The organism is Pseudomonas sp. 8 R 14 (genome assembly GCF_900005955.1).
Lineage (GTDB): Bacteria > Pseudomonadota > Gammaproteobacteria > Pseudomonadales > Pseudomonadaceae > Aquipseudomonas > Aquipseudomonas marginalis.
In genome coordinates this window covers 1-26,903 of the sequence record NZ_CVTH01000018.1, presented here as the reverse complement: position 1 = coordinate 26,903, position 26,903 = coordinate 1, and the positions used below count along the sequence as shown (strand labels likewise).

Below are 26,903 nucleotides of genomic sequence, written 5' to 3'. Positions count from 1 at the left end.
TTTTTGTCGGCCAATAGTTAACATGTTATCTATATAGGCGCAACAAGTACGTGATACCGACTGTAGAAGCACTAATGATGCCAATTGCTCGACTCAGAGCGCGCCCAATACCCGCTGCAAACCCGCCAGTACCGTGAGCAGCCCGGCCCGCTGCGCGCCGCTCAAGGGGATGTAGCGCCGGAACGCCGGCATGCGGTTGACCACCTCGCTGCCGCCCATGTGTTCAAGCCGTACGTGCCATTGCTGTCCGCTCAAATCGAGGTGCAGGCGCTTGAAGTCCAGCCCCATCAACGCTTGATGCAGGTCGGGGTCATCGTTCAAGGCCGCCTGGAGCCTGGCCAGCAAATCCGGCGCTCCAGCCCGTTGCCGGCAGGCCAGCCCCGTGCGCCGGATCGACCCGCTGTGGTGCAGTTCAAAGCGCGCACTGCCCTGCTCTGAGGCGGGCACCGTGAACCTGAATTCGGTCATCACCAGGTGCATCAGCAATTGCGCTTCGGTGCGCTCGGCCACGTCGACCTGAAGGCCGATGTCGTCCAGGCAAAACCTTGCCTGGGCTGGCCCCGTCGAGGTGAAACTCGCCAGCCCGAGGTTGCGCCGCACGTACTCAAGCGTGACCCCAGGCCGGTAACCGGACGGGGCCCGTTGGGCGCTGAACAGCTCAGACAGCTTTTGCAGCCTGCTCGAGATAAGGGTTGTGAGGGTTGCCAGGCTCATGGGAAAACTCCTTGGCCAGCACTTCTTCTACCGAAGCCGGCTTGAATGGATTGACCTTCTGTACCACCAGTGTCCAGAACAGCGCATATGAAGCCGTGATCCCGAGCATCACCCCGAACGGCACATAAATGTCCGCAGGGTTCATGCCCGGCGGGGTAATGAACCACATGCCCAGCAAGATGCCGACGCTGGAAAGGATCTGTGGCAACGGGAAGAACGGCGAACGATAGGCCCGTGGCAGGTCCGGACGACGAATGCGCAGGATCACCACCGACAGCGTCACCAGCAGATAAGAGAAACTCCACGCACACACCGCCGCCAGCACCAGGTGCATGATGTTGTCGGTGTTGCCGCCCAACCACAGGGCATACAGGCACGGAATCAGCATCGCCGCCAGGATGCACAGCAGCGGCGTCTTGAAGCGCGGGTGCAAATAAGTGAAGACCTTGGGCAACGCGCCGTCCACCGCCATGCCGTAGAGAATCCTCGGCACGCCCGCCATCAGCGTATTGATGGTGGCGGCACCGGCGAACAGGAAACCGATCCCCAGCCACAGCGGGCCAATATCGCCCATGACCTGCTGGGCAAAGCGTGGGATCGCCATGGGCGTGTCGAGCAGGTGCACGCCGGTGGCGGCATCCAGCACCACGTTTTCCACCTGGCGCTTCATCGCCGCGCCATAGATGAACATGCAGGTCGCCACGCTCAACAAGCCGAAAATCATGGCCTTGGGCATGACCTTGGCCGAGTTGCGCAGGTCCGGGGCCAACGGCGTGACGAACTCGCAACCGACGAACATGAACATGGCCATGCCCACCAGCGACAGAATGGTGACCAGGTCGGTACCCACCAGCGATACGCCGAACCAGCCCTCCAGCTGCACCGCCGGGGCCGCGATCAGGCCGAGCACGCCGAACACCATCAGGGTGGTCCACATGCCGAAAGTCAGGATGATCTCGGCCCTGCCGAAGGCGCTGACGCCAAAGGCATTGAGAACACCGAACACCACGACAAACCCCACTCCCAGCAACCAGGAGCCGCCGGCGGACTCCGCCAGGGTGTTGAGGTGTTCGAAGTTCACCAGGGCCATGACCCCGGACAGAATCGTCTCGGCGGTGCCGGCGAACACGTGCACGATCAGGTACGCCGACAGGGTGCCGGTGATCGCAAAGAAACGACCCATGCCGCAATTGATGTAGTCGTAGACCGAGCCGGTGGTCGGCAGGATCGACGCGGCCTCGGCAAAGGTGGTTGCCTGGGCCAGCATCATCACCACCGCAATCAGCATGGCCACCGCGAAGGCGCTGCCGCCGATACCGAAGCCCATGGTCGCGGTGAGAATCACCGGGCTGGCCATGATCAGGCCAATGGTGCTGGCCAGCGCGGTCGGAAACCCGACGCTGCCGCGTTTCAAATGCTGTGTGAGCCGGTCATTGATCGACATGGTGCGGATCCTCGAAAGCGGATTTCTGAGTGGATGCATCGAGCCGTTCAAGGAGCCGGCGATAAAGCCCTCCCCAGCCAGTCCCTGATCGAAACGGCATCGTGCGCAAAATCACTGTGCACTTCCCGAGCACCGAGCGTCTTGCCCATGTCTGCCGTGGCTTTTGTTGCTGCCTGCCAAGGCATACGGCTTGGCGGGCAGGATCAATTGCGTGGCACGCAGGTGAAAGACTTCCTCCGCCTGGGGTCATCTTAATGCGCCCTCGACCTAACCATGCTGGGGACTATAACAATGGAGCACACCTTGAAAATACGCACGCAATCCTTGGCCGTCGGCCTGGGTATCGCGCTGTTGATCGGCCATTCACCGGCCCAGGCCTATGAGCTATACGCCGACGAGGACACCCACCTGAATGCGGACTTCCTGGCGGTCTACGGCCTGTTCAACAGCCGTCACAACTACGACGGCACAGCGGGCGGCTCGACCTGGCGCGAGGGTTTCATCAAGTACGGGGTGAGCGGCGACCAGGGCCTGGCCGGGCACGGCACCGCGTATGGCGCGCTCAATTGGGTCAGTTCCGGCACCTGGGGCGACGGCGATGCGGCGGGCAACACCGATGGCAGCGAACGCACCACCAAAATCGAAGACGCCTACCTGGGATGGCGCTCGGCCGACCTGTTTCCGGCGCTGGGCAAGGACGGTGTGGATTTTTCCCTCGGGCGCCAGGTGGTCAAGATCGGCCGGGGGTTCCTGATCAACGACGACGGCCCCAACCTCGGCAAAGGCCCGGCTGACGGTGCGCTGAACCGTGGCGGCGCCTATTACCTCGCGGCACGCCACGCCTTCGACCGCACGGCGGTGCTGCGCCTGGGCGGGCAAGAGGGCCTGCACGGCTCGGTGCTGTGGCTCAAGTCGGACAACCGCGCCCAGGCCGAAACCGAACTGGCGGCGGGCACCCTCGACTACACGGCCGCCGCCGGCACGCTGGGGCTGACCTGGGTCCACGGCATGAACGTCACCGACCAGTGGGCCAGCGACTTCCAGAAACAGCGCGAGGGCCTGGACACTTACAGCGTGCGCGGCGAAGGCAGCGCCGGTATCGACAACGCCAGCTTCGCCTTCGAATACGCCTGGCAAGACAAGGACGCGGGGCCGGAAAAAGCCTGGTACGCCGAGGCCGGCTACACCTTCGCCGATGTCGGTTGGTCGCCAAAAGTGACCTACCGCTACACGCGCTACTCGCAAAAATGGGACCCGCTGTTCACCGGGCTCAGCACCGGCTATGGCACCTGGTTCCAGGGTGAAGTCGCCTCCAACTATGCCGGCCCGTTCAACAGCAATACCGGCATCCATCACGTCGGCCTCAAGGCGACGCCCCTGGAGAACCTCACGGTCGGCGCGCTGTACTTCGACTTCAATACCCTGCGCAAACACGACGCGCTGAACCTCGACGCCCGGGAGCTGGACCTGTACGCCGAATGGGCGGTCAACAGCCACCTGATCATCAGCCCGCTGGTGGGCATCTACCAACCCAAAAAGGATGCCGACTCCGGCGGTAACCAAGTGGGTGGCAATGGCACCAACCTCTACAGCCAGTTGACGGTGGCCGTGCCCTTCTGACCGGCCTCAGGAGCTGCGCAACGCAGCTCCCTCCTAGCGTTCGTGCTGATGCAGCATCGTCTGGATCTGATGGGTCGCCTGACGGGTGTTTTCCGCCAGCTTGCGCACCTCATCGGCCACCACCGAGAACCCGCGCCCGACCTCGCCGGCCCTGGCCGCCTCAATGGCGGCGTTCAAGGCCAGCAGGTTGGTCTGGTCGGCAATGCCCTTGATCACACTCACCACCGTGGCGATCTGGCCGTAGGTGGCCTGATTGTGTGCGAGCAGCTGTTGATGGGTGGTCTTCGCCGACTGCTCGTCGCTGATATCGCGTACCGCGCCGATCACCCGCGTCAAACGCCCCTGGGCATCGCGCACCGCTCGCCCACGCTCGCGGCACCAGATGTAGTCACGGGTCTTGTGGCGCATCCGGTATTCAAACACGTACTCACCGCTGCCCTGGGGCGCAAGGATTTCCCGATCGAAGATCGCCATGATCTTCGGCAGGTCATCGGGGTGGGTGATGCTGACCTGCGCGTCCCAGCCATCGGGCAGCTCATGGGGCGCGTAGCCCAGGAGCAGACGGAACTGATTGAAAATCCGCATGCGACTGGCGGGATCCTGCACGTCACCGTTGACCACGGTGATGTCCCAGCAGCCTTCGGTCATGGTGCAGAGCAGCAGCTCCCAGATCTGCGTCTCGTGTTGATGCGCAAGGGCGCGCTGCGCATGCTCACGCAACTCGGCTTCCAGCGCCTGTTCACGCTGCCCGGCCTGCTCCAGTTGCCGGCGAAGCACGGCAAGTGCCTGTTCGCTGCGCGCCCCTTCGGCAGCCTGATCGCGGGCTGATTCCTCGAGCAACAGCAACTGCCGCGCAGCCCGCGCACGTTGTGTGGCGAGTTGCTCCAGGTCGGCCTGCACCGACGGATAAGCGTGCAGTGCCTGGGTTCCCAACACCTCTCCCGCCAGCAGTTGCTTGAGGACGGCGGCAAGGTCCTGCATCGGCTGTTTTTTCTTGAAGAACATCGGCCTGGCCCTTTCTGATCGAGTCGAAACCCCGGATCTGATCGCAAACCGAGCGTGATTGCTTGTACGAGCCTGCAAGGCCTTTGCGCGTGGCTGCCATCCAAAAAAACCCTGCATCGGGCGCTATCGTGCATCTGTAGGATGGTGATCGGCTTTCAACCCGTCGATACTTGTCTCCAGGCCCTGCCCACGTCAAAACGACGTTCCGGCCCTTAATGACTTCGTGACGAAAACAATAAGAATGTCGCACAGAGGTACATACGAATGAGCCGTCATGATCATGGTCACGCCAGCCTGCTGGAGGCATTCAGCGCGATGACACTGGAGCTCCAACGCCTGGCGCAGGACAAAGACATAGAACACTTCCACGAAGCGGCGCTGAGCTGCATCCGCCAACTACTGCCCTTCGACAGCGCCTGGTGGGGCCGGGCTGCGCTGATTGACGGCCTGCCGGAAGAACACAGCTCCTACCTCTACAACCTGCCCCGCAGCTACCTGGCCGATTGGCAATCGATTCGTCATATCGATGTGACCATTGCCAGGGTCAACGACGTGCCGGGGCAGGCGGTCATCGTCGACATGCGCAACCCCGCCAACGGCCCGGGGCTCAACTGGCTCGGCTCGTGCTACGCGATCGGTGAATTGCTGTGCGTCGTGTACATCGACCCGCAAACCCACCTCAGCGATCACCTCACGCTCTACCGGGCGCCCGACGCCCCACGCTTTACCGAGCAGGACTGCCTGCTGCTGAACAACCTCATGCGGCACCTGGTGGCGGCGGTCTCGGCCAATCAGATTCGTACCCTGGTCGCCATGCGCGAAGCCCTCACCCACCCGCGCAATCTCGCACTTGCCGTGTGCGACCAGCGCGGCACCCTGCACTGTACGGAACGTGGCTTCGTCGACTTGCTGCTGAGCGAATGGCCGGACTGGACCGGCCCTTGCCTGCCGGTCGCGATGGACGCCGGGGGCTATGACGGCAAGCACCTGCAGGTCGAGGCCTCGACGGTCGGCGACCTGCTCCTGCTGGCCGCCCGCAGCCGTACGGTGCTGATGCAACTGAGCCCTCGGGAGAATGCGGTGGCCCAGGGTTTCGGCGAAGGCAAGACCTACAAGGAAGTCGCCCGCGACCTGGGTATGTCGCCCAATACCGTGCGCCATCACATCCGCGCCATCTACAGCAAACTCGGGGTCAAGGACAAAGCCCGAATCGCCCATCTGCTGCACGCCCCGCCTGATTGATCTGCACCACTGACCCGCGCTGACTTTTTCGCTGTCGTTTTGACGGCCACGGGACACCTTTGCGCTTTTTTTGTCCCCTCTGCCACCCACGGGCGAGCCGTTCGCCACACAACACCTCAAAGAAGAGATGCCATGCCCATGATCCACACCTTCACCCGCACCACCACACTGGCCCTGCTCGGCGGCCTGTCGAGCCTGCACGCCAGTGCGGCCGACCTCAACGCCCGGGACTTTTTCGGCGCCCCCTCGGGTACCAGCCTGGGCGTGCTGTACCTGCCGGCAAGCCGCGCCAGTGACTTCCACGGCCCGGCCGACAGCACCGGCAAGGCCGACCTGAAGGTCAACGCCGTGGCGTACCGCCAAGTGTTCTTCACCGACCTCTGCGGCACCCTCTGTACCCCGCAGTTCATCGTGCCTTTCGCCGACATCAACGCCCGCCTGCCGGGTGCCGGCCAACGCAGCGCAGAAAGCGGTTTCGGTGATCCCCAGGTCGGCGGCACGGTGTTTTTCATCAACGATCCGGCCTCGCGCACCTACAGCGGCCTACTGACCCTGATTACCCTGCCTGTGGGCGAATACCACGGTAACAATCCCGATGTGTCGCCCGGTGCCAATCGCTGGGGTACCACCTTCGTTTACAACTACACCCAGGGCATCGGTGAAAAATGGGTGCTGGAAGCCAACCTCGAAGCCCAACTCTATGGCAAGAACGACGACTACTTCGGCAGCGACCTGAAACAGGACCCGCTGTACCGCCTGCAAGCCTTCGCCTCCTACGACTTCACACCCAGCACCTACGGCGCACTGCGACTGATCCACGCCGATGGTGGCGAATTGCGGATCAATGACCAGCGCATCGACAACACCCACAAGCGCTACACCCAAGTGGGCTTCGAGGTTGGTCACTGGCTGGATAAACAGAACCAGTTGATGTTCGGCCTCTCGCAGAACGTCGCCACCGACAACGGCTATCACGGTACCGACGCGCTGCTGCGCCTGGTCCATGTGTTCTGAACCCCCTCATCGGAGCTTGCCCATGAACACCCAGACCCAACCGCTGACCGATGAACGTTCGCGCGCCTCATCCCCATTGGCATTGCTGGCCGCCATTGTGCTGTTCGCTGCCATCACCCCGACCATTCTGATGACCGCACCGGCCGTGGCGGCGCAACTGGCGACGCAATGGCAGTTGAGCCCGTCGCAGATCGGGGACCTGTTCTCCACCGAACTCGGCGCCATGAGCCTGGCCACCCTGCCCGCACTGTGGTGGCTCAAGCGTGTCGACTGGCGCCGCGCCGCCTTGCTGGCCGGGTTGCTGTTCATCGCCGCCAACCTGCTTTCAATGCTGGCCCACGACTACCCGATACTCCTGGCACTGCGCTTTTGCAGCGCCCTGGCCGGTGGCTCGTTGATGATCATCTGCCTGTCCAGTGCGGCCTCCACGGCCCATCCCGGGCGCGTCTACGGGTTATGGGTGATGGGGCAACTGGTGGTCGGGGCAATCGGTCTGAGCATCCTGCCCCGGCTGTTCGAGCACTACGGGCTGTCAGCCTGCTACCTGATCCTCGCCGCCTTGATGACGCTCTTTCTGCCCCTGGCACGGCACTTTCCCCAGGGCAGCCCGGCGCCTGAAAAAGCCGCCGAGCGCATCGCCCTCGCCTCCCGGTGGAAAGCCGCACTGGGCATTCTGGGCCTGCTGAGTTTCTACGTCAGCCTGAGCGGTGTCTGGACCTTTATCGGTTCCATCAGCAGCCATGCCGGCCTCTCTGCCGAGGCCAGTGGCGAGATTCTGGCGCTCGCCACGGTGATGGGCATCGTCGGGGCCGGTTGTACCTCGCTGATCGGCGACCGTCTGCCACGCCTGTTGCTGTTACTGCTGGGGTACGCGTTGATGGCAGGCGCCGTGCTGTTGCTGCTGGGCCAGCCCGACATGCTGCGTTTTGCCTTGGCGGCGCTGCTTTTCAAGTTCACCTGGACCTTCATCCTGCCGCTGGTCCTGGCCTGCCTGGCCGACCTCGACCGCTCCGGAAAATTGATGAACACCTCCAACCTGGTGATCGGTGGCGGCCTGGCCATCGGCCCGACCGTGGCTGGCCGGATGATCGAAGCCAGCGGCGGCTTCCAATCACTGCTGATCGCAGGGGCGTGCATCACCGTGCTGTCCCTGGTGTTGATGCTGAGCAGCCGCCCGAATGCCTGACGGGCCCTTTTACCCCAACGAAAATGGAAAGACGATGAGCCGAAAAAGTGCATTTTTCTTCGACGAACTCAGCCTCTGGCACAGCGCCGGGTTGCACGCCTTGACCTTACCGGTGGGCGGGTGGGTGCAGCCGCCTGCCGCCGCCGGCCACGCCGAGTCACCGGAAACCAAGCGTCGCTTGAAGAGCCTGCTGGACGTTTCCGGTCTGACCCGCCACTTACAGGTGCGCAGTGCCAACGCGGCCACCGATGAAGACCTGCTGCGGGTGCACACGCCCAACTACCTGCAACGCTTCAAGGCGATGAGCGATGCCGGGGGCGGCGAATTGGGCCTCCACGCGCCCATCGGGCCAGGCAGTTATGAAATAGCCAGGCTCTCCGCCGGGCTGGCCATGGCAGCAGTGGATGCGGTGCTGTCCGGCGAAGTCGACAATGCCTATTCTCTGTCACGCCCACCCGGTCACCACTGCCTCGCCGACAACGCCATGGGCTTCTGCTTCCTGGCCAACATCGCCATCGCCATCGAAGCCGCAAAAGTACGGCGTGGCCTGGGCAACGTCGCGGTGATCGACTGGGACGTGCACCACGGCAACGGCACCCAATCGATCTTCGAAGAACGCGGCGACGTGCTGACGATTTCCCTGCATCAGGACGGCTGTTTCCCGGCAGGTTACAGCGGTGAAGCGGATCGCGGGCGCGGCGCGGGGCTGGGTGCGAACATCAATATCCCGCTGCCTCCCGGCAGCGGTCATGAGGCGTATCTGCACGCGATGGAGCGTATCGTGATTCCGGCGCTGGAGCGCTTCGAGCCGGAATTGATCATCGTCGCCTGCGGCTACGACGCCAACGCGGTCGACCCACTGGCGCGAATGCTGTTGCACAGTGACTCGTTCCGGCACATGACCCGTCTTGTACGCCAAGCAGCCGAACGCCTGTGCCAGGGCCGCCTGGTGCTGGTGCACGAAGGCGGCTACTCCGAAGCCTATGTACCGTTTTGCGGGTTGGCGGCCATTGAGGAATTGGTGGGTGTCAGGACGCAGGTCGGTGACCCGATGCTGGAGTTTGTGCAGTTGCAGCAACCGAACGCGGCGCTGGCGGCGTTTCAGTTACGCTTGATCGATGAGTTGGCCGAAGCCCGCTGAGCGTGACGCAAAAAAATCCGATGTCGTTGCCGGCATCGGATTTTGAGCAATCAGCAGTGGCTGATCAGTCCCTTCAACACCGTCTTGAAGGTGTCGATCTGGTCCTGGCTGAACTCGGCGAACACCTTGTCCTGCTGTTCCCGCGCGATGGCCCAGAGGTCTTCGGTCTGTTCAATGCCCGCAGCGGTCAGGCGTACGCCGTGTTCATCATCGTCGACCAGCCCCTTGCGCTTGAGGTTGGCCACGGCGTCGTCGATTTCCCGCACCGGCATCGCCACTTCCCGCAGCAGGTCGCCAGCGCTCAGGCGGGCATCGTTCTCCAGCACCATCAGCATCCGCGCCTCGCTGGTGCGCAGGCCGGTGGACAGTTGCCGGGGCTGGTAGCTGGACTGGTAGGCGCGTACCGCCTGGGTCATCAGGTAATACAGGTTATGGTTCAGGCGCCCCTGGAAGTGGCTGCTCGGCGGTTGGCTTTCGTCGCGCCTGGTCATGCGCGTATGGGGCAGGACCATGGAGTAGGCGCCCTGGTGGTAGAGCAGCGGCGAGCGCCCGAAATCGTCGAAGGCCACCACCTTGCCGATCATGATCCAGTGATCGCCGCCATCCACCTGCTGGTATTTCTCGCAGTGAAAACGTGCCGCACAATCGGCGAACACCGGCGCCCCGCCCTCCCCCGGTTCATAGGCGATCTCGGCGAAGCGGTCGTCCTTGGGCCGGGCAAAATTGTTCGACAGGTCGATCTGGTCCGCCGCCAGCACGTTGACCGCGAAGTGGCTGGCCTCCTCGAATACCCCGTGGCTGCTGGAGCGTTTGTCGATGCTCCACAGCACCAGTGGTGGGTCCAGGGACACCGAGTTGAAGCTATTGGCGGTAACGCCCACCTTGCGGCCGGAGGCGTCGGCGGCGGTGACCACGGTCACGCCCGTGGCAAAGTTGCCCAGGGCCCGGCGAAAGGCGCGTGGGTCGAAGGTCGATTCGGACATGCAAGACTCCCGGGCTGCGTCAGGCGCAGCCCTGATTGTTGTTTTCAAAAGCAGCTTCAGATCATGCTCGGATCGGGCTCCAGGCCCATCAACTCGCGGCCGAGGATCTGTGCACAGACGTCGTAGTCGGTGTAGGCATGGGCGCCGGTCATGTGTGAGTCGCGGAACAGGCGCTGCATCTCGTTGTGCTCGAACCAGGCGTTGCCGCCGGCGGCTTCGAACAGACGGTCCACTGCCTGGATGCACATCTTGGTCGCGTAGGCCTGGTTGGTGCGCCAGAACGCCAGGGTCTGGCGGCTGGGGTAGCGCTGCTGCTCACTGTGTTCGGCGTGTTCGTCCCAGGTTTTTTCGAGGAAGGCGCGCGCGGCGGCCACCTGGTGCGTCGACTCGGCCAGGCGCATCAGCGCCGGGGTCGCGGCACCGACTGCCGCGCCGGTGTAGGCGCGCACGCGGGTCCTGGTCTTTTCGCGGAACACCTCCAGCATTCGCTCGGCGACGCCCAGGCTGACGGTGGAAAAGCCACTGGCAAAATACGGCCGGTACGGCGAATAGAAAATCTTGCTGTCGGGGTACAGCCCAAAGCCGGCGGACTTGCCTTCCATCATGTCCTTGGCTTTCTGGATGCGGTGTTCCGGCACCCAGGCCTTGTCGATGATCAAGGTCTTGGTGCCGCTGCCTTTCATGCCGGCGGCAAACCAGTCATCGCGGATCTGGTAGTCACTGCGCGGCAGCACCGCGAAGCAGTAATCCTGGGTGCCCTGGGCGTTGTTGCGGCGGAAACCCACGATCGCCCAATCGGCGTGATCACAGCCGCTGCTCCAGCCCATTTCTCCGCTGAACAGCACGCCGCCCTCGACTTCCTCGGTGCGCCCGAACGGCGCGATGCTGCTGCTCGCAGTGGCATCCGGGTCAGCGCCCCAGACCTCCTGCTGCAGTTGGGCCGAGAACAGTGCCAATTGATGGCTGTGGGTACACAAGAGGCTCATGGCCCAGGCCGTGCTGGCGCATGCCCCGGCGAGCAACGCGATGCAGTCGGCAAACTGCGGCAGCGACAACTCCATGCCGCCGAACACTTTCGGCTGAAACACACGGTGCATGCCGATGCTCTTGAGCAGCGCAATATTCTCGGCGGGCACTTGGCGGTCCTGCTCGGCCACGAAGGCATTGGCGGCGATGGTCGGCAGGATGGACTTGAGGTCTTCAAGGAGCGGGTTTGGCTTTTTCATGGATGGCCCTGCTTATTATTGGATGTCCGGGCAGCGCCAGAAATCAAGGCGTGGCGCCGGATGCAGGGCCAGTATGGAGCGTGCCTTCCTGGCAGGACATGCACCTTCCAGAGTCAAGATTGTACTTTTCAAAGGCTCAGGCTGATACGCCGCGTACAGGCGCTGGCAGCCACAGACATGCCACTGGGCAGCCACAGTCAAGCCCGTTCCGGCCACGGGGATTAACCTCGGGCTTTTCAATGTCTGCCACCAGGAAAAACCCCATGAGCGATATTCCACTGCTGCCCCAGGTTGAAGCCTTCCTCCGTCGAACCCACGGGTTGTTCATTGACGGTGGCTACGTCGAGAGCCATTCCAGCCAGCGGTTGGAGGTGATCAACCCGGCCACCGGCCAGGTCATCGCCGATGTCGCCGACGCCGACCCGGCCGACATTGACGCGGCTGTGGCGTCGGCGAGCCGAGGCTTCAAGCAGTGGTCGCAGGTCGCACCAGCGGTGCGCGGCAACGTGCTGTTCAAACTGGCCGATCTGCTGGAGCAACACCGCGAAGAACTGGCACAGATCGAAACCTGCCAGTCGGGCAAGATCATCCAGATTTCCCGCGCCTTCGAAGTCGACCAGGCCGCGCACTTCCTGCGTTACTACGCCGGCTGGGCCACCAAGATCAGCGGCCAGACCATCACTCCGTCGCTGCCCTCCTTCGCCGGCGAGCGCTACACCGCGTTCACCCTGCGCGAGCCGGTCGGAGTGGTGGTCGGCATCGTGCCGTGGAATTTCTCGACCATGATCGCCATCTGGAAACTCGCCTCGGCGCTGGTAACCGGTTGCAGCATCATCATCAAGCCCAGCGAGTTCACGCCGCTGACCATCCTGCGCATCGCCGAACTGGCGATTGCCGCCGGCCTTCCCGCCGGTGCGCTGAACGTCTTGACCGGCGGCGGCAGCGTAGGCAAAGGCCTGATCGAACACCCCGGCACCGACAAAGTGTCGTTCACCGGCTCCGTGCCGACCGGAATTGCGGTGGGCCAGAGTGCCATGGGCGCCGGGCTGACCCGGGCCACCCTTGAGCTGGGCGGCAAGAACTCGGCCGGGTTCCTGCCCGATGTGGACCTGGACAAGGCCGTCAACGGCATCATCGAAGCGGGCTTTTTGCACTCCGGGCAAATCTGCGCCGCCGCCGAACGCTTCTTTGTGCATCGTTCGCAGATCGAAACGGTGATGGGCAAACTGGCCCAGCGCCTGAGCACGCTGAACATCGGCTCGCCTCTGGACGAGCGCACCGAATTCGGCCCGGTCACCAACCGCCAGCACCAGCTCAAACTCGGCGAGTTCTTCGCCAAGGCCCGTGCCGAAAACAACCGCATCATTCACGGTGGCAACCTGATCGACCGTCCGGGCTGTTACGTCGAGCCGACGATCATCCTCGCCAACAGCGTCAACGACACCCTGCTCAACGAGGAGACCTTCGGCCCCATTGCCACATTCTTGCCGTACGACAGCGAAGAGGAACTGCTGGCCTTGATGAACAACACCCCCTACGGCTTGAGCGCCAGCCTGTGGACCAACGACCTCAGCAAAGCCTTGCGCATGGTGCCCGCCATCGAGGCCGGCACGGTGTGGGTGAACATGCACACGATGCTGGACCCGGCGGTGCCGTTTGGCGGCAACAAATCCTCGGGGATAGGCCGGGAGTTCGGCAGTGCGTTCATCGATGACTACACCGAGCTGAAGTCGGTGATGATTCGCTACTGAACCCAATCAGTGGATCCACTGACATATAATAGTCCGATAATCGCCCAATAAAACAACCATACAAGATTGACTCTCCATCATGCCGGTCATTTAATGGATCCATTAAATAAAAACAATCCGCCGCCTGGAGAGTCATCATGTACCCGAAGAACACATGGTATGTCGCCTGCACCCCCGATGAAATCGCGCACAAGCCGCTGGGTCGACAGATCTGTGGCGAAAAGATGGTGTTTTATCGTGGCCAGGAAGGCGCCGTGGTGGCGGTCGAGGACTTCTGCCCCCATCGCGGCGCGCCGCTTTCACTGGGGTATGTCGAGAACGGCAACCTGGTCTGCGGCTACCACGGCCTGGTCATGGGCGGCGACGGCAAGACCGTGGAAATGCCCGGCCAGCGGGTACGTGGTTTTCCCTGCAACAAGACCTTTGCCGCCGTTGAACGCTACGGCTTCATCTGGGTATGGCCCGGCGATCAGAGCCAGGCCGACCCGGCGCTGATCCATCACCTGGAATGGGCCGTGAGTGACCAGTGGGCCTATGGCGGCGGGCTGTTCGATATCCAGTGCGACTACCGCCTGATGATCGACAACCTGATGGACCTGACCCACGAAACCTATGTGCACGCCTCCAGCATCGGCCAGAAGGAAATCGACGAAGCGCCGCCCGTGACCACGGTGGACGGCGATGAAGTGGTCACCGCCCGGCACATGGAAAACATCATGGCCCCGCCGTTCTGGCGCATGGCCCTGCGCGGTAATAACCTCGCCGATGACGTGCCGGTGGACCGCTGGCAGATCTGCCGCTTCACCCCGCCCAGCCATGTGCTCATCGAAGTCGGCGTGGCCCACGCCGGCAAAGGTGGCTATAACGCCGCCCCCGAACACAAGGCTGCGAGCATTGTGGTCGACTTCATCACCCCGCAAACCGAGACCTCGATCTGGTACTTCTGGGGCATGGCGCGCAACTTCAACCCCCACGATGAGGCACTGACCGCAAGCATTCGCGAGGGCCAGGGCAAGATTTTCAGCGAGGACCTGGAGATGCTCGAACGCCAGCAACAGAACCTGCTGGCCCATCCGCAGCGCAACCTGCTCAAGTTGAATATCGACGCGGGTGGCGTGCAGTCACGCAAGATCCTGGAGCGACTGATTGCCAAGGAACGCGCCCTCGAACCGCAACTGATCGCCACCACCACCGCCTGAACAGCGCGACAACTTTGCGAGGACTGAACATGATCGATGTGGTGGTGGTATCCCGTAACAACGAAGCCCAGGACATTTGCAGCTATGAACTGGCCAGTGTCGATGGCCAGCCGCTGCCGGCCTTCAGTGCCGGCGCGCATATTGACCTGCACCTGCCCGATGGGGTGATCCGGCAATATTCCCTGTGCAATCACCCCGAGGAACGTCATCGCTACCTGATCGGCGTGCTCAAGGACCCGGCCTCCCGGGGCGGCTCGCGCAGCCTGCACGAGCAGGTCCACGAGGGCACCCGCCTGACCATCAGCGAGCCACGCAACCTGTTTCCCCTGGTCCACGACGCGCGTCGCAGCCTGCTGTTTGCCGGTGGCATCGGCATCACCCCGATCCTGTGCATGGCTGAGCGCCTGGCCCATGCGGGAGCCGACTTCGAACTGCATTACTGCGCCCGCGCCAGTGAGCGCGCGGCATTTGTGCAGCGGCTCAAGGCGTCGCCGTTTGCCGAGCGGGTGTTCCTGCATTTCGATGAGCAGCCGCACACCGCGTTGAACATCGCCGAAGTGCTGGCGGCGCCTGCCGATGACGTGCACCTGTATGTCTGCGGTCCTGGCGGGTTCATGCAGCATGTACTCGACAGCGCACGCGCACAGGGCTGGCAGGAAGACTGCCTGCACCGCGAATACTTCAGCGCGGCACCGGTGGACAGCAGCCTCGACGGCGGCTTTTCGGTAAAGCTCGGCAGCAGCGGCCAGGTCTTCGAAATCCCCGCCGACAAGACCGTGGTCCAGGTCCTGGAAAGCCATGGCATCGAGATTGCCGTGTCCTGCGAACAAGGGATTTGCGGCACCTGCCTGACCCGTGTGCTGGAGGGCATACCGGAGCACCGCGACCTGTTCCTCACCGAACAGGAACAGGCCCTGAATGACCAGTTCACCCCCTGCTGCTCGCGCTCGAAAACCCCGCTGCTGGTACTCGATATCTGACAGGGTTCACGACGCGGGCAAAATCACCTTCATGCGCGCAGCGGCGGTGGCTGAACTGAAGATCTCGGCATAGCGCAACGTCGCATTGGCGTGCTCGCGCATGATGGCTTCGGCCCGCGCGCCCTGGCGATTGACCAGGGCATCGAAAACCGAATGGTGCTGCATGTGGGCATAGTTGAAGCGTCGGTACTCGCGGGCCATGTCCTCGCGATCCACCGCCAGCGCCGTCACCGAGGCGAACGGCAGGTGATCATTGCGGGCCAGCGCGTCGGCGATCGCCGGGTTGTGGCTGCCTTCGACGATGACCTGGTGAAAGCGCATGTTCAGGTCGTGATAGACCTCAAGGTCATCCTCGGTCACATAGCCCTTTTCGAACAGTTGGTCGCCTTCCACCAGGCAGCGCTCCAGCGCCGCACGCGCCGCAGTGGACAAACCCTGCTCGGCGGCTTGCCGTGCCGCCAGGCCTTCCAGGACGCCGCGCACTTCGACGGCGCCGGCAATGTCGCTGGGGCTGACCGAACGCACCTGATAGCCGCGCCCGCCAAACGGTACCAGCAGTCCTTCCTGTTCGAGGGTACGAAAGGCCATGCGCACAGGCATGCGCGACACGCCGAACAGCTGCGCCGTGGGAATCTCCATCAGCCGCTCGCCCGCCGCCAACTCCCCGCTGGCAATCATCTTGCGCAGTGCAACCAGCACCAATTGACCGGGTTTACTCATCCAGGCAACTTCCAGAAAACGTGAGCCGCCATGGTACCGCAAGTAGTACCGCAAGCACCTGGCCGCGTCAGATGAACGCCAGCGCTGCCCGTGCCCCGTCTATGGCGCCCAGGTGCTGGGCCAACCGCGACGGCAGGTAATCGAAAAAGAACCCGGCGCTTTGCAGCTTGGCGGCACGCAGCGGATCGTCTTCGCGCAGTGCCCTGGAGACCCGCGCGGCCCGCGCCCAGGCAAAGGCCAGCAACGCGACGCCACAGAGCTGGAGGAAATCCGGCGCCGCCCGATAGGGGTATTCACTGTCTTCGTGCGCGCGTTCACGTATGGCGCTCACCACACTGGCCAACGCGTCGCACAGGCTGGCCAACGCAGCGGAGAAGCCTGCGCATTCGACATACTGCCTGCCCTGCGCGGCCTCGGCGCGCAACTCGGCCAGCAGCAGGCCAAAGGCTCGGCCCTCATCCCCCAGCACCTTGCGCAGCAACAGGTCATTGGCCTGGATCTCGTTACTGCCCTCGTAGATCATCGCGATGCGACTGTCGCGCAGGGTTTGCTCGATGGCGAACTCGGTGACGTAGCCGTAACCGCCGAACACCTGCAGCCCATGGCTGGCCTGGCGAAAGCCCTGTTCGGTGAAAAACGCCTTGATGATGGGCGTCAGCAGCGGCGCCAAGCGGGCGGCCGACGAGTCCTGGTCATGCTCGGCCTGATCAAGCAGGTGCGCCGCCCAATAGCCGATGGCGCGCATGCCCTCGCTGGTCGTGCGCAGCTCCAGCAACACGCGGCGCATGGCCGGGTGATAACGGATCGGGTCAGCCGCCTGGGCGACCACCTCTTCCGGCCGGCATGGCGCACGCATCTGCAAGCGCTCGGCGGCGTACTGGCGGGCGTTCTGCCAGGCCGCCTCGACATGCCCCAGGCCTTGCAGGCCCACATGCAGGCGCGCCGAATTCATCATCACGAACATCGCAGCCAGGCCGCGATGGGCCTCGCCGATCAGCCAGCCCTGGGCGGCGTCGAACACCAGGGAACAGGTGGCGCTGCCCTTGATGCCCATCTTGTGTTCGATGCCGTCGCAGTGCACGCCATTGGCCTGGCCATCGTCCAGTTGCTTGGGCACCAGGAACAGTGAAATACCACGGCTGCCCGGCGGCGCATCGGGCAGGCGCGCCAGCACCAGGTGCAGGATATTCGCCGTGAGGTCATGCTCGCCGCCGGAGATAAACAGCTTGCTGCCGCTGAGGCGATAACTGCCATCCGCCTGAGGCTGCGCGCGACAGCGCAGCAAGCCGACATCGCTGCCGGCCTGGGACTCGGTCAGGCACATGGTAGGCAAGGCCTGGCCACTGACAATGTCGGGCAGGTAGCGCGCCTGCAACCAAGGAGCGGCGTGGGTCTTGAGGCACAGGTAGGCGCCGTGGGCGATGCCGGTGTACATGGCCCAGGCGTGGTTGCTGGCATAGAGCATCTCTTGCAGCGCCGCATCGAGCAGTTGCGGCAAGCCCTGGCCGCCGTGTACCTCGGCACACGCCAGCGCCGGCCAGCCCCCTTCGACATAGGCGCGATAGGCCTCGACGAAGCCGTCCGGGGTGCTGACCCGGCCCGCCTGCCAGCGGCAGCCCTGGCGATCACCGCTGCTATTCAACGGCGCCAGCACGCCCTGACTGAAGCGTGCCGCCTCCTCCAGCACCTGTACCGCCAGCGGCAGGTCCAGGGTCGCGAATGCCGGGTGGCGCTGCCAGGTATCGGGCGCCTGCAGCCAGTGTTCCAGGACAAATTGCATATCGCCCAGGGGCGCCTCATAGCTCCACATCGGGACACCTCATCGACTAAGAAAAACCATCAAGCGCGGTAAGCAGGGTTCTCGATCAGCAACGCCATGCCCTGCCCGCCGCCCACGCACGCTGCGGCAATCCCGTAGCGCAGGTTGTGCTGGCGCAGTTGCCGGGCCAGGGTCATCACCAGGCGCAGGCCGGTAGCGGCCAGGGGATGCCCCAGGGCAAGCGAGCCGCCCTGGACGTTGAGGCGGGTGCTGTCCAGGTCCAGTTCATGGGCCACCGCCAGTACCTGGGCGGCCTGGGCTTCGTTGATCTCGAAGCGGCCGATGTCACTCAGGTTCAAGCCGCTGCGTTGCAGCAGCAGGCGGATCGCCGGTGCCGGGCCGATGCCCATGAACTCGGGGGCCACGCCGACCACCGCGCTGGCCAGCAGCCGCGCCAGGGCCGGACGTGTGCAGGCCGAGGCACGCCCCACCAAAGCCGCCGCCGCGCCATCGACCACCGCGCAACTGTTGCCGGCGGTTTGCACGCCGCCTGGATGCACGGCGCGCAAGCGTGCCAGGGCATCAAGGTCGGTGGGACGTGGGTGGCTGTCGGCGCTGACGGCACTCGCCCGACGCGCCAGGCTGATGCCCCTGGGCTGGTACCCCTCAAGCTCGAACACCTGGTTATCGACCGTGACGATTTCTTCCGCCCACGCGCCGTCACATTGCGCTTGCAAGGCGCGCTGATGGCTGTCGCAGGCGTGGCGGTCCACGGCCTTGCGGCTCAGGCCATAACGGCGCGCCAGGTTGTCGGCGGTGGCGATCATGTCCAGGCCGGGGGCCGGGTCGTACAGGGCCTCCCAGAGAAAATCCTTGAATTGCACTTCGCCGCCGAGTCGAAATCCATCCCGATGGGTGTAGGCCGCAATCGGATTGCGCGACATGGATTCACTGGCCACGCACAGGGCCAGTTGCACCTCGTCGCGCAGTTGTTCAGCGGCCTGGCGCAGCAGCTCGAAACCGGTGGCGCAGATGCGCTGCACCCCCAGTGCCGGGACTGCTTGCGCCACCCCGCTGTACAGGCCGATATGCCGTGGCAGCAAGTAGGCATCGAAACTGGCCTGGGCCATGGAGCCGGCCAGCACGCTGTCCACCGCCAGGGGGTCGATGCCGGCCCGGGCCAACACTTCACGGCCGACCTTGATGCCCAGATCGATGGGCGACACCTGGGACAGTGCGCCGCCAAGGTCGACCCACGGCGTGCGCACCGCCTCGAAAATCACCGCATCGGCAAACGCCGAGTACTGCCCGGCGCTGTTCAAGGCTTGGGCCCGGCGCGCAGGATCGCAGGGTCTTCACCGCGATACAGCGCCTCGACCCTGGCCGCGCGCCATTGCAGCACGGCGCGCTGGTTGATCGAGCCTTTGTCGGTGATTTCCCCGCGATCGATGGACGCTGGCTCGTCGAGCAGGGCAATCCATTCCAGGCGACTGGCATTGCCGGTGGCCTCGCGGTTGAGGCGCTGCAACCAGTCGCCGAACCACTGGCGTACCGGCGCGCTGGCCAGCACCTCAGCGTCGCTGGCGTCGGCACTCAAGCCGGCCAGCCGACGGCACTCGTAGAGCCGGGGGAATACCAGGGCGCCCAGGCATTCGCGGTCCGGCGCAGCAATCACCAGGTCTTGCACATAGGGCGCGCCATCGAGCACCGCGCGATTGCGCAACGGGCCGACACTGACAAACACCCCGGAAGACAACTTGAAATCCTCGGCGATGCGCCCGTCGAACATCAGCCCCAATTGCGGCTGGTGCGGGTCGGCGAGCTTGATCGCGTCACCTGAACAGTAGAAACCCTGGTCGTCGAACACCTCGGCGGTTTGCTCCGGCGCCCGCCAGTACCCCGGCATGATGTGCGGCCCGCGGAAGCGCCCTTCGAACTTGCCGTCCAACGGCACCAGGCGCACCTCGCAGCCGGGCGCAGGCAAGCCGATATAGCCGGCCATGGACAACGGCCCGGTGGTGAAGGTGCAGGACGGCGCGGCTTCGGTCATGCCCAGCCCGGCCATCATGCGGATACGTTCACCGCAGTGCTGTTCGGCCACGCGGTCGAGGCGATCCCAGATACTTTGCGACAGGCCGGCGGCGGCGAAGAAGAACAGTTTCATGCGCGCAAAAAAACGCTCGCGCAACTCGGCGTCCTGTTCCAGGGCGTTGACCAATTCTTCCCAGCCCTTGGGCACCGTCAGGTAGGCCGTGGGCGAGATGTCCTTGAGGTTGCGCAGGGTCTCGGCAAAGCCCTGGGCGGTCGGCTTGCCATCGTCGAGGTAAAACGTGCCGCCGTTGTAGAGCACAATGCCGACGTTATGGCTGCCACCGAAGGTGTGGTTCCATGGCAGCCAGTCCACCAGCACCGGCGGTTCCTCACCGAACACCGGAAATGTCTGCAACAGCATTTGCTGGTTGGCGCAGAGCATGCGCTGGGTGGTGACCACGGCCTTGGGCAATTTGGTCGAGCCCGAGGTGAAGAGAAACTTGGCGATGCTGTCGGGGCCGGTGGCCTGGAACGCCGCGTCGGCCTCAGCGCCGCCCGGCGTTTGCAGCAGGCTGGCGAAGCTGGCCTGAGTGCGCCCAGGCACGTGGCCGCGAACGCTGATCAGCGGGGTCTCGGCCGGCAGGACGGCGTCGATGGCACGCTGGTAAGCGGCCCCATCGCTGACGAACACCAGCCCCGGTTGCAGCAGGTCGCACACATGCCGCAGCTTGGCGAAATCCTGGGACAACAACGAATACGCCGGCGACACCGGGCAGTAGGGAATGCCGGCGTACATCGCGCCGAGGGCAACCTGCAAATGCTCGATGTCGTTGCCCGACAGCAACGCCAGCGGCTTATCCGCCGACAACCCGTAACGCAACAGGCCCTGGGCAATCGCACGCACGCTGTCGAGCATCTCGCGGTAGCTGACCCGGCGCCAATCACCACCGGCCTGGCGTGCCGCGATAAACGTCTGCTCGGGGCGCACCTGGGCCCAATGCACCAGGCGATCGAGCAGGCGCGCCGGCAACTCGGCCAGGGGCTCCAGGGAGCGCATATGCAGCACGCCGTGTTCTTCAGTGACCGCCACCGCTGCGTGGCCAATGGAGACCTCGCGGTATCGCGGTGCGGGCTGGGGTTGCGGTCTGAATTCGGAACTCACAAGGGTGTCCTCCAGCAAGGCGGATCAACGCCGCCTTGTTATTGTTATGTCGCGACGCCTGCTCAGATCGGGTAATGCCGTGGCCCGTTCTGCAAGGTCACCCAGCGCAATTGCGTGAAGTGCTCGATCGAGGCCTTGCCGCCAAAGCTGCCGTAGCCGCTGGACTTGACCCCGCCAAACGGCATCTGCGCCTCGTCATGCACGGTCGGGCCGTTGATATGGCAAATGCCCGACTCGACACGCTGGGCCAGGGCCAGTGCACGCCCGGTGTCACGGCTGAAGATCGCCGCCGAGAGGCCGAACTCGGAGTCGTTGGCCAGGCGCAGCAACGCTTCATCCCCGTCACCACGCAGCAGCACCGCCACCGGGCCGAAGGATTCTTCGCGGTACAGGCGCATATGCTCGGTAACGCCATCGATCAGAGTCGGCTGCAGGATGCTGCCGTCCAGTTGGCCACCCACCACCAGCCGCGCGCCCTTGGCGAGGGCATCGTCGATCAGGGCCTTGATGCGTGTGCCGGCGCCGGCATCCACCAGGGAACCCAGGACCGAATCCGCCGCCACGGGATCGCCCGCGCGCAGGGTCGCGACCTTGGCCGCGAGCTTGGCGGTGAAGGCATCGGCGACCTTGGCATCGACAATCAGGCGCTCGGTGGACATGCAAATCTGGCCCTGGTTGAAATAGGCGCCAAAGGCCGCCGCTGCCACCGCCGCGTCGAGGTCGGCGTCGTCGAGCACCAGCAACGGCGCCTTGCCGCCCAGTTCCAGCAACGCCGGCTTGAGGTGACGCGCCGAGAGCTCGCCGACAATCCGCCCCACATGGGTCGAGCCGGTGAAGTTGACCCGGCGCACGGCCGGGTTGGCGATCAGGCGCTCGACAATCGCAGCGGCATCCGCCGGGGCATTGCTGATGACATTGACCACGCCATCGCCCAGGCCGGCGTCCTGCAACACCTGGCCAATCAGGCGATGCACCGCCGGGCTCAGCTCCGAGGCCTTGAGCACCACGGTGTTGCCGCAGGCCAACGGCATGGCGATGGCACGTGTGGCGAGGATCACCGGGGCATTCCACGGCGCGATACCCAGCACCACGCCGCAAGGTTGACGCAAGGCCATGGCGAAACTGCCGGGGACATCGGAGGGGATCACTTCACCGGTGATCTGGGTGGTCATCGACGCCGCTTCGCGCAGCATATTGGCCGCCAGGCGCACGTTGAAGCCATACCAGTTGGCCATGGCGCCGGTCTCGCCGGCGGCGGCAATGAATTCGGCGCTGCGGGCCTGCAACTGCTCGGCTGCCTTGAGCAGCCGAGTGCGGCGTTCGTTGGGCGCCAGCGCCGCCCACGCGGGGAATGCGGCGTGGGCGGCCGCTACGGCGGCGTCGGCATCTTCCAGGGTGGCGGCAGCCACCCGCGAGACCACTTCACCGGTCACCGGGTTGCGGCGCTCGAAGGTTCGACCGTCACGGGCGGGGCACGACTGGCCGCCGATCAACAGGGGCACGTCCAGCATGGTGATTCCTCTTTATTGTCTTTATCGGGAATACGTTCAAGCAGGGTACAACGGCGCGGCCAGGCGGCCGCGCCCTTCAGCGTTTATACGCCTGCAGGCCAGGCTTGATGCTCTTGTCGTCGAGGAACTGCTTCATGCCCTGCTCGCGACCGCCTTCGGTGTCGAGCAGGCGCGACTGATCGAGCTTGGCGTAGAGGTAATCCTCGTTCTGCTCCCAGGTCAATTCGCGGCAGCGCTTGAAGCCATGCTTGGCGGCACGCAGCACCACCGGGTTTTTCTCCAGCAGGTTGCGCGCCAGTTCGATGGTCACGTCGCGCAGTTGAGCCAGCGGCACGCTTTCGTTGACCAGGCCCATTTCGGCGGCTTTCTGCCCGCCAAAGGTCTTGCCGGTCATGATGTAGTAAAGCGATTGGCGATGGCCCACGGTGTCGGCCATGGCCTTGCTCACCAGGTTGCCCGGCGGGATGCCCCAGTTGATTTCCGAAAGGCCGAAGGTCGCTTCGTCCGCACAGATCGCCAGGTCGCAGGCCACCAGCGGGCTGAAGCCACCGCCGAAGCACCAGCCATTGACCATGGCGATGGTGGGTTTGGCGTACATGCGCAGCAGTTTCCATTGCCATTGCGAGGCTTCGCGGCGGATTTTTTCCTGGAGGATTTCCGGGCCGGCGTCCACCTCGCGAAAGTATTCCTTGAGGTCCATGCCGGCAGTCCAGGCTTCGCCGGCGCCGGTCAGCACCAGCACGCCTGCGGCAGGGTCCTGCTCGAGGGTTTCAAGAACGTCGATCATTTCCCGGTTCAGGGTCGGGCTCATGGCGTTGCGTTTTTCCGGACGATTGAGAATGACCCAGGCGATGCCTTCTTCGATCTCAACCTTGACAGTGGTCCAACGGCCTTCGTAATTGCTCATGGCGGTACGCTCTTGTTCTGGGGTTTGAAGATGATTCGAAATTAAACCGCAAATATAGTTATGTCAATTAACTATTAATCCGGATAACCAATATTTTTACGCGATGAAACCTGCGTTTTCCAGGCGTTGTGAAAAGCCGGCATAGCCATGGCGCGTTAACCCCGGCAAACTAGATAGCCTTCTTAACCTCCACCCTTTGAGGATTGCACTGCCAATGGCCAAGCCTTCCACCATCGCCGCCGCCAGCCAGGCCCTGCCCGACAACGACGAGGTACGGCCGCCGCTGGATTCAGCCCTGGACGATCTGATCGGCTACGCCATGCGCCGCGCCCAGCTCAAGCTGTTCCAGAACCTGATCGGCCGGCTGTCGGACCACGACCTGCGCCCTGCACAGTTCTCGGCCCTGGCGATCATCGAGCAGAACCCCGGGCTGATGCAGGCCGACCTGGCTCGCGCACTGGCCATCGAGCCGCCCCAGGTAGTGCCGTTGCTGAACAAGCTGGAAAGCCGCGCCCTCGCCGTGCGGGTGCGCTGCAAGCCGGACAAGCGCTCCTACGGGATCTTCCTCAGCAAGAGCGGCGAAACCCTGCTCAAGGAACTCAAGGCCATCGCCGCCCAGAGTGACCTGGACGCCACGGCCGCCCTCGACGGCCAGGAACGTGAAGAGCTGCTGCGCCTGCTGAAGAAGGTCTACCAGGACTGAGCGGCTTACCAGAGCGCCACGGTGTAGAGCACCAGGAAACGGGTCTGGTTTTCATCGCGAAACGCCGCGCCGCTCGGGAAGTCATTGCGGTAGATCGACTTGCGCGCCATGAACCCGACGTTCTTCAGCGGGCCGTCCTGGATCACATAGCCCAACTCCATCTGGAACTCGCGCTCCTTGCGGTCCTCGGCATTGAAAGCGGCCAGTTCGATGTTGTCGCCGCGCACATAGCGCAGCCGAGTCTTCAACCCCGGCACACCCGCTGCGGCGAAGTCATAGTCGTAGATAGCCTGCCAGGTGCGCTCCTTGGCGTTGAGAAAGTCCGAGCTCATGGTCAGCTCGCTCATGCCCATCAACTCGGTGCCGGAGATATAGGGTGTGGCCGTCTCCCCGCTTGAGTGCATGTAGCCAAGGCTGACGCGATGGCCGCCGAGGCGGTAGCCGAACAGCGCCGAGAGGTTGCGGTTATCCACGTTGCCCGCCTGGGCACTGCCATCCTCGCGGCTGAAAAAACTGCGCAGGTCGCTGGTGAGCACGCCATCGCCCAGCGGCAGGTTGTGCAACAGCGCCAGGGTGTCCTGCTGGTAGAGGTCCGCGACCTGGGAGTGATAGACGCGCAGGCTGAGGTCTTTGTTGACCTGATAGTCACCGCCCACATACGCCAGGTGCGACGTGGTGGCGGTGGCGTTGAAACGCCGGTTGGGCGAAGCGATGGTCATGGCCTGGTAGTCGGTGGAGTCGCGCTTGTTGATGCGGTCGATGTAGCCGGTGTTGAAGGTCAGGCCCTCGATGTCCTTGGAGCTCAAGGTGGTGCCGCGAAAGGTTTGCGGCAGCAGGCGCGACGGACTGGCAAAGGCGAACGGCAGGAAGATCGACACATCGCCGGCCTTCACTGTCGTTTGCGCAAACCGCAGCTTGGCAGTCGGGGCCAGGCGCGAGTACTCATCGGCGGCGCGCTTGTCGCTGGCCGACACCGGCAGCAACTCGGTGCCGCTGCGGTCCGGCGACGAGTCGAGCTTGACCCCCATCAATCCGCGCACATCCAGGCCGAAGCCCACCGGGCCCGGGGTGTAGCCCGATTCCAGGTTGAGGATGAACGCCTGGGCCCATTCCCGCGCGGCGGTCTTCGCCCCGTCGTCCTTGTAGTCGCGGTCCAGGTAGTAATTGCGCAAGGTCAAGGTGCCGTGGCTGTCGTCGATAAAGCCTGCGGCCCACAGCGAAGTGGGCAGCACGCTCAAGGCCAGGCATGCCATGAGCAGGCGTGGGGTATTGTTCGACACACAGGCGACGGGCGCCGCTGCAACGGCGTGCTCCATAGGGAGTTCTGGCATGTTCGATGTCCATTTTTTGTTGTTGTTTTTGGGGTGGCACACGCTCGGCCCGGTCGGCTTCGCGAGCCAAGAATGGAAACAGCCGACGGTGCCCGTCAACCGCAACTGAGCGATAATCGAACATTAATAAAGCTATCTATTTTTTAGTTGTATATGAATCAACATCGCAAGCTTATGAATTGCATGAATTTATTCATGTTTTATGGGCAGATTAATCCACGATTCATTTTTTAGTTATCTTTGTTATCTTAATCACCAGCAGCCACTCGCGCTCGTCACCACAACAAAAACAACAATGAGGTTTGCCCATGGACAGTCCATCGCGTCGTTCGACGCTGACTATTGCGTTGTGCTTTATCGTTGCGCTGATCGAAGGGTTCGATCTGCAGGCCGCCGGCACTGCCGCCGCCGGGTTACGTCAAACGTTCGCCCTGGATCCGAAGATGCTCGGCTGGGTGTTCAGCGTCGGCATCATCGGTCTGCTGCCGGGGGCGTTCTTCGGCGGCTGGGTCGCCGACCGCATCGGGCGCAAGAAAATCCTGGTGGGTGCCGTGCTGCTGTTCGGGCTGTTTTCCCTGAGCACCGCGTTTGTCGACAGCTACGCCAGCCTGTTGCTGGTGCGCTTTCTCACCGGCCTGGGCCTGGGCGCCGCACTGCCCAACCTGATCGCGCTGTGCGCCGAAGCGGTGAGCGAACGCAACCGGGGCACGGCCATCAGCGTGATGTACTGCGGGGTGCCGCTGGGTGGCGCATTGGCCGCGGTGGTGGCGATGTTTTCCAGTGAGCACTGGCAGACCACCTTTATCATCGGTGGCCTGGCGCCGTTGCTCGCCGTACCGTTGATGATCCTGCTGCTGCCGGAGTCCAGCGCCTTTCGCCAACAGCGCGACACTCCGCACGGCGCCCGCCCTTCTACCGGCCAGGCGCTGTTCGGCGAAGGTCGCGCCCGCACCACACTGGCCTTGTGGCTCAGCTATTTCTTCACCCTGACCGTGATGTACATGCTGCTTAACTGGCTGCCGTCGCTGTTGCTGGAGCAAGGTTTCAGCAAGCCCCAGGCGGGCATGGTGCAAATGCTCTTCAATATCGGCGGCGCCCTCGGTTCGCTGCTCGGTGGCGTGCTGCTGGACCGCTGCAATGCCGTCAAAGTGGTGCTGGGCGTGTATGCCGGATTGCTCGCAGCGTTGGCCGGGGTCGGGTTGTCGGTGGGCATCGTGCCCATGGCCATCGCCGGTTTTGCCGCCGGCCTGTTCGTGATGGCCGCGCAGTTGGTG

21 protein-coding genes and 2 pseudogenes are annotated in these 26,903 nt (G+C 63.7%); 10 read left to right on the top strand and 13 right to left on the bottom strand.

Annotation, left to right across the window (positions count from 1 at the left end):
* Nucleotides 1–93: 93 nt before the first annotated feature.
* Both BFQ01_RS01250 and BFQ01_RS01245 read right to left on the bottom strand, forming a co-directional pair.
* Nucleotides 94–714, bottom strand: a complete 621-nt coding sequence (locus BFQ01_RS01250; RefSeq protein WP_065923947.1) for a DUF3156 family protein — start codon at nucleotides 712–714, stop codon at nucleotides 94–96.
* The gene (locus BFQ01_RS01245) at nucleotides 659–2,158 is read right to left on the bottom strand and encodes an APC family permease (RefSeq protein ID WP_065923946.1); all 1,500 of its coding nucleotides are present in this window, start codon (nucleotides 2,156–2,158) and stop codon (nucleotides 659–661) included. The genes BFQ01_RS01250 and BFQ01_RS01245 overlap by 56 nt, the downstream gene beginning before the upstream one ends.
* A gap of 291 nt (nucleotides 2,159–2,449) precedes the next feature.
* Between BFQ01_RS01245 and BFQ01_RS01240 the strand changes: the two genes are divergently transcribed.
* Complete coding sequence (locus BFQ01_RS01240) at nucleotides 2,450–3,778, top strand: hypothetical protein (RefSeq protein ID WP_065923945.1); 1,329 nt, start codon at nucleotides 2,450–2,452, stop codon at nucleotides 3,776–3,778.
* 45 nt (nucleotides 3,779–3,823) lie between these two features.
* Here BFQ01_RS01240 and BFQ01_RS33245 read toward each other — a convergent pair.
* Nucleotides 3,824–4,105, bottom strand: a pseudogene (locus BFQ01_RS33245) (methyl-accepting chemotaxis protein); the annotation flags it as partial.
* Nucleotides 4,106–4,120: 15 nt separating this feature from the next.
* A pseudogene (locus BFQ01_RS33240) lies at nucleotides 4,121–4,363 on the bottom strand (PAS domain-containing protein); the annotation flags it as partial.
* A 684-nt stretch (nucleotides 4,364–5,047) separates the two neighbouring features.
* Between BFQ01_RS33240 and BFQ01_RS01230 the strand changes: the two are divergent.
* The 4 genes from BFQ01_RS01230 (at nucleotide 5,048) to BFQ01_RS01215 (ending at nucleotide 9,366) form a co-directional block, all read left to right on the top strand.
* Nucleotides 5,048–6,025, top strand: coding sequence for a helix-turn-helix transcriptional regulator (locus BFQ01_RS01230; protein ID WP_065923943.1), 978 nt, complete (start codon nucleotides 5,048–5,050; stop codon nucleotides 6,023–6,025).
* Between the two features lie 132 nt (nucleotides 6,026–6,157).
* Nucleotides 6,158–7,039, top strand: a complete 882-nt coding sequence (locus tag BFQ01_RS01225) for a transporter (RefSeq protein WP_141691232.1) — start codon at nucleotides 6,158–6,160, stop codon at nucleotides 7,037–7,039.
* 22 nt (nucleotides 7,040–7,061) lie between these two features.
* A complete protein-coding gene (locus BFQ01_RS01220) occupies nucleotides 7,062–8,225 on the top strand; it encodes an MFS transporter (protein ID WP_065923942.1) in 1,164 nt (387 codons plus the stop codon).
* A 34-nt stretch (nucleotides 8,226–8,259) separates the two neighbouring features.
* Nucleotides 8,260–9,366 (top strand): class II histone deacetylase, encoded by a 1,107-nt coding sequence (locus tag BFQ01_RS01215; RefSeq protein WP_065923941.1) that lies wholly within the window; start codon nucleotides 8,260–8,262, stop codon nucleotides 9,364–9,366.
* A gap of 50 nt (nucleotides 9,367–9,416) precedes the next feature.
* Here BFQ01_RS01215 and BFQ01_RS01210 read toward each other — a convergent pair whose 3' ends face one another.
* Together BFQ01_RS01210 and BFQ01_RS01205 are read right to left on the bottom strand one after the other, a co-directional pair.
* Nucleotides 9,417–10,349 (bottom strand): p-hydroxyphenylacetate 3-hydroxylase reductase component, encoded by a 933-nt coding sequence (locus BFQ01_RS01210; protein ID WP_065923940.1) that lies wholly within the window; start codon nucleotides 10,347–10,349, stop codon nucleotides 9,417–9,419.
* A gap of 56 nt (nucleotides 10,350–10,405) precedes the next feature.
* Nucleotides 10,406–11,575, bottom strand: coding sequence for a p-hydroxyphenylacetate 3-hydroxylase oxygenase component (locus tag BFQ01_RS01205; protein ID WP_065923939.1), 1,170 nt, complete (start codon nucleotides 11,573–11,575; stop codon nucleotides 10,406–10,408).
* A 263-nt stretch (nucleotides 11,576–11,838) separates the two neighbouring features.
* Here BFQ01_RS01205 and BFQ01_RS01200 point away from each other — a divergent pair, with 263 nt between their 5' ends.
* The 3 genes from BFQ01_RS01200 to BFQ01_RS01190 all read left to right on the top strand — a co-directional run bounded on the left by BFQ01_RS01200 (nucleotide 11,839) and on the right by BFQ01_RS01190 (nucleotide 15,505).
* A complete protein-coding gene (locus BFQ01_RS01200) occupies nucleotides 11,839–13,326 on the top strand; it encodes an aldehyde dehydrogenase family protein (protein WP_065923938.1) in 1,488 nt (495 codons plus the stop codon).
* A 137-nt stretch (nucleotides 13,327–13,463) separates the two neighbouring features.
* Nucleotides 13,464–14,525 carry an aromatic ring-hydroxylating oxygenase subunit alpha gene (locus BFQ01_RS01195; protein ID WP_053139697.1) on the top strand — a complete coding sequence of 354 codons (1,062 nt, stop codon included), beginning with the start codon at nucleotides 13,464–13,466 and terminating at the stop codon, nucleotides 14,523–14,525.
* A gap of 29 nt (nucleotides 14,526–14,554) precedes the next feature.
* On the top strand, nucleotides 14,555–15,505 hold the full coding sequence (locus BFQ01_RS01190; protein ID WP_065923937.1) for a PDR/VanB family oxidoreductase: 951 nt from the start codon (nucleotides 14,555–14,557) through the stop codon (nucleotides 15,503–15,505).
* Between the two features lie 6 nt (nucleotides 15,506–15,511).
* Here the strand turns inward: BFQ01_RS01190 and BFQ01_RS01185 are convergent, their stop codons facing one another.
* The 6 genes from BFQ01_RS01185 to BFQ01_RS01160 form a co-directional block, all read right to left on the bottom strand.
* Nucleotides 15,512–16,225 carry a GntR family transcriptional regulator gene (locus tag BFQ01_RS01185; RefSeq protein ID WP_065923936.1) on the bottom strand — a complete coding sequence of 238 codons (714 nt, stop codon included), beginning with the start codon at nucleotides 16,223–16,225 and terminating at the stop codon, nucleotides 15,512–15,514.
* A 67-nt stretch (nucleotides 16,226–16,292) separates the two neighbouring features.
* Nucleotides 16,293–18,035: an acyl-CoA dehydrogenase gene (locus tag BFQ01_RS01180; protein WP_065923935.1), complete on the bottom strand. Its 1,743-nt coding sequence runs from the start codon at nucleotides 18,033–18,035 to the stop codon at nucleotides 16,293–16,295.
* Nucleotides 18,036–18,064: 29 nt separating this feature from the next.
* A complete protein-coding gene (locus BFQ01_RS01175) occupies nucleotides 18,065–19,306 on the bottom strand; it encodes a thiolase family protein (RefSeq protein ID WP_065923934.1) in 1,242 nt (413 codons plus the stop codon).
* Complete coding sequence (locus BFQ01_RS01170; protein ID WP_065923933.1) at nucleotides 19,303–21,177, bottom strand: feruloyl-CoA synthase; 1,875 nt, start codon at nucleotides 21,175–21,177, stop codon at nucleotides 19,303–19,305. Before BFQ01_RS01170 ends, BFQ01_RS01175 begins: the two co-directional genes overlap by 4 nt.
* Nucleotides 21,178–21,239: 62 nt before the next feature.
* Complete coding sequence (locus BFQ01_RS01165) at nucleotides 21,240–22,688, bottom strand: aldehyde dehydrogenase (RefSeq protein WP_053139707.1); 1,449 nt, start codon at nucleotides 22,686–22,688, stop codon at nucleotides 21,240–21,242.
* 76 nt (nucleotides 22,689–22,764) lie between these two features.
* The gene (locus BFQ01_RS01160) at nucleotides 22,765–23,595 is read right to left on the bottom strand and encodes a p-hydroxycinnamoyl CoA hydratase/lyase (protein ID WP_065923932.1); all 831 of its coding nucleotides are present in this window, start codon (nucleotides 23,593–23,595) and stop codon (nucleotides 22,765–22,767) included.
* 214 nt (nucleotides 23,596–23,809) lie between these two features.
* Between BFQ01_RS01160 and BFQ01_RS01155 the strand changes: the two genes are divergently transcribed.
* The gene (locus BFQ01_RS01155) at nucleotides 23,810–24,298 is read left to right on the top strand and encodes a MarR family winged helix-turn-helix transcriptional regulator (RefSeq protein ID WP_065923931.1); all 489 of its coding nucleotides are present in this window, start codon (nucleotides 23,810–23,812) and stop codon (nucleotides 24,296–24,298) included.
* A gap of 5 nt (nucleotides 24,299–24,303) precedes the next feature.
* Here BFQ01_RS01155 and BFQ01_RS01150 read toward each other — a convergent pair whose 3' ends face one another.
* On the bottom strand, nucleotides 24,304–25,629 hold the full coding sequence (locus tag BFQ01_RS01150) for an OprD family porin (protein ID WP_065923930.1): 1,326 nt from the start codon (nucleotides 25,627–25,629) through the stop codon (nucleotides 24,304–24,306).
* A 308-nt stretch (nucleotides 25,630–25,937) separates the two neighbouring features.
* On the opposite strand from BFQ01_RS01150, the gene mhpT reads away from it, so the two are divergent.
* On the top strand, nucleotides 25,938–26,903 hold a 966-nt coding region (gene mhpT / locus BFQ01_RS01145), incomplete at its 3' end, for a 3-(3-hydroxy-phenyl)propionate transporter MhpT (protein ID WP_065923929.1).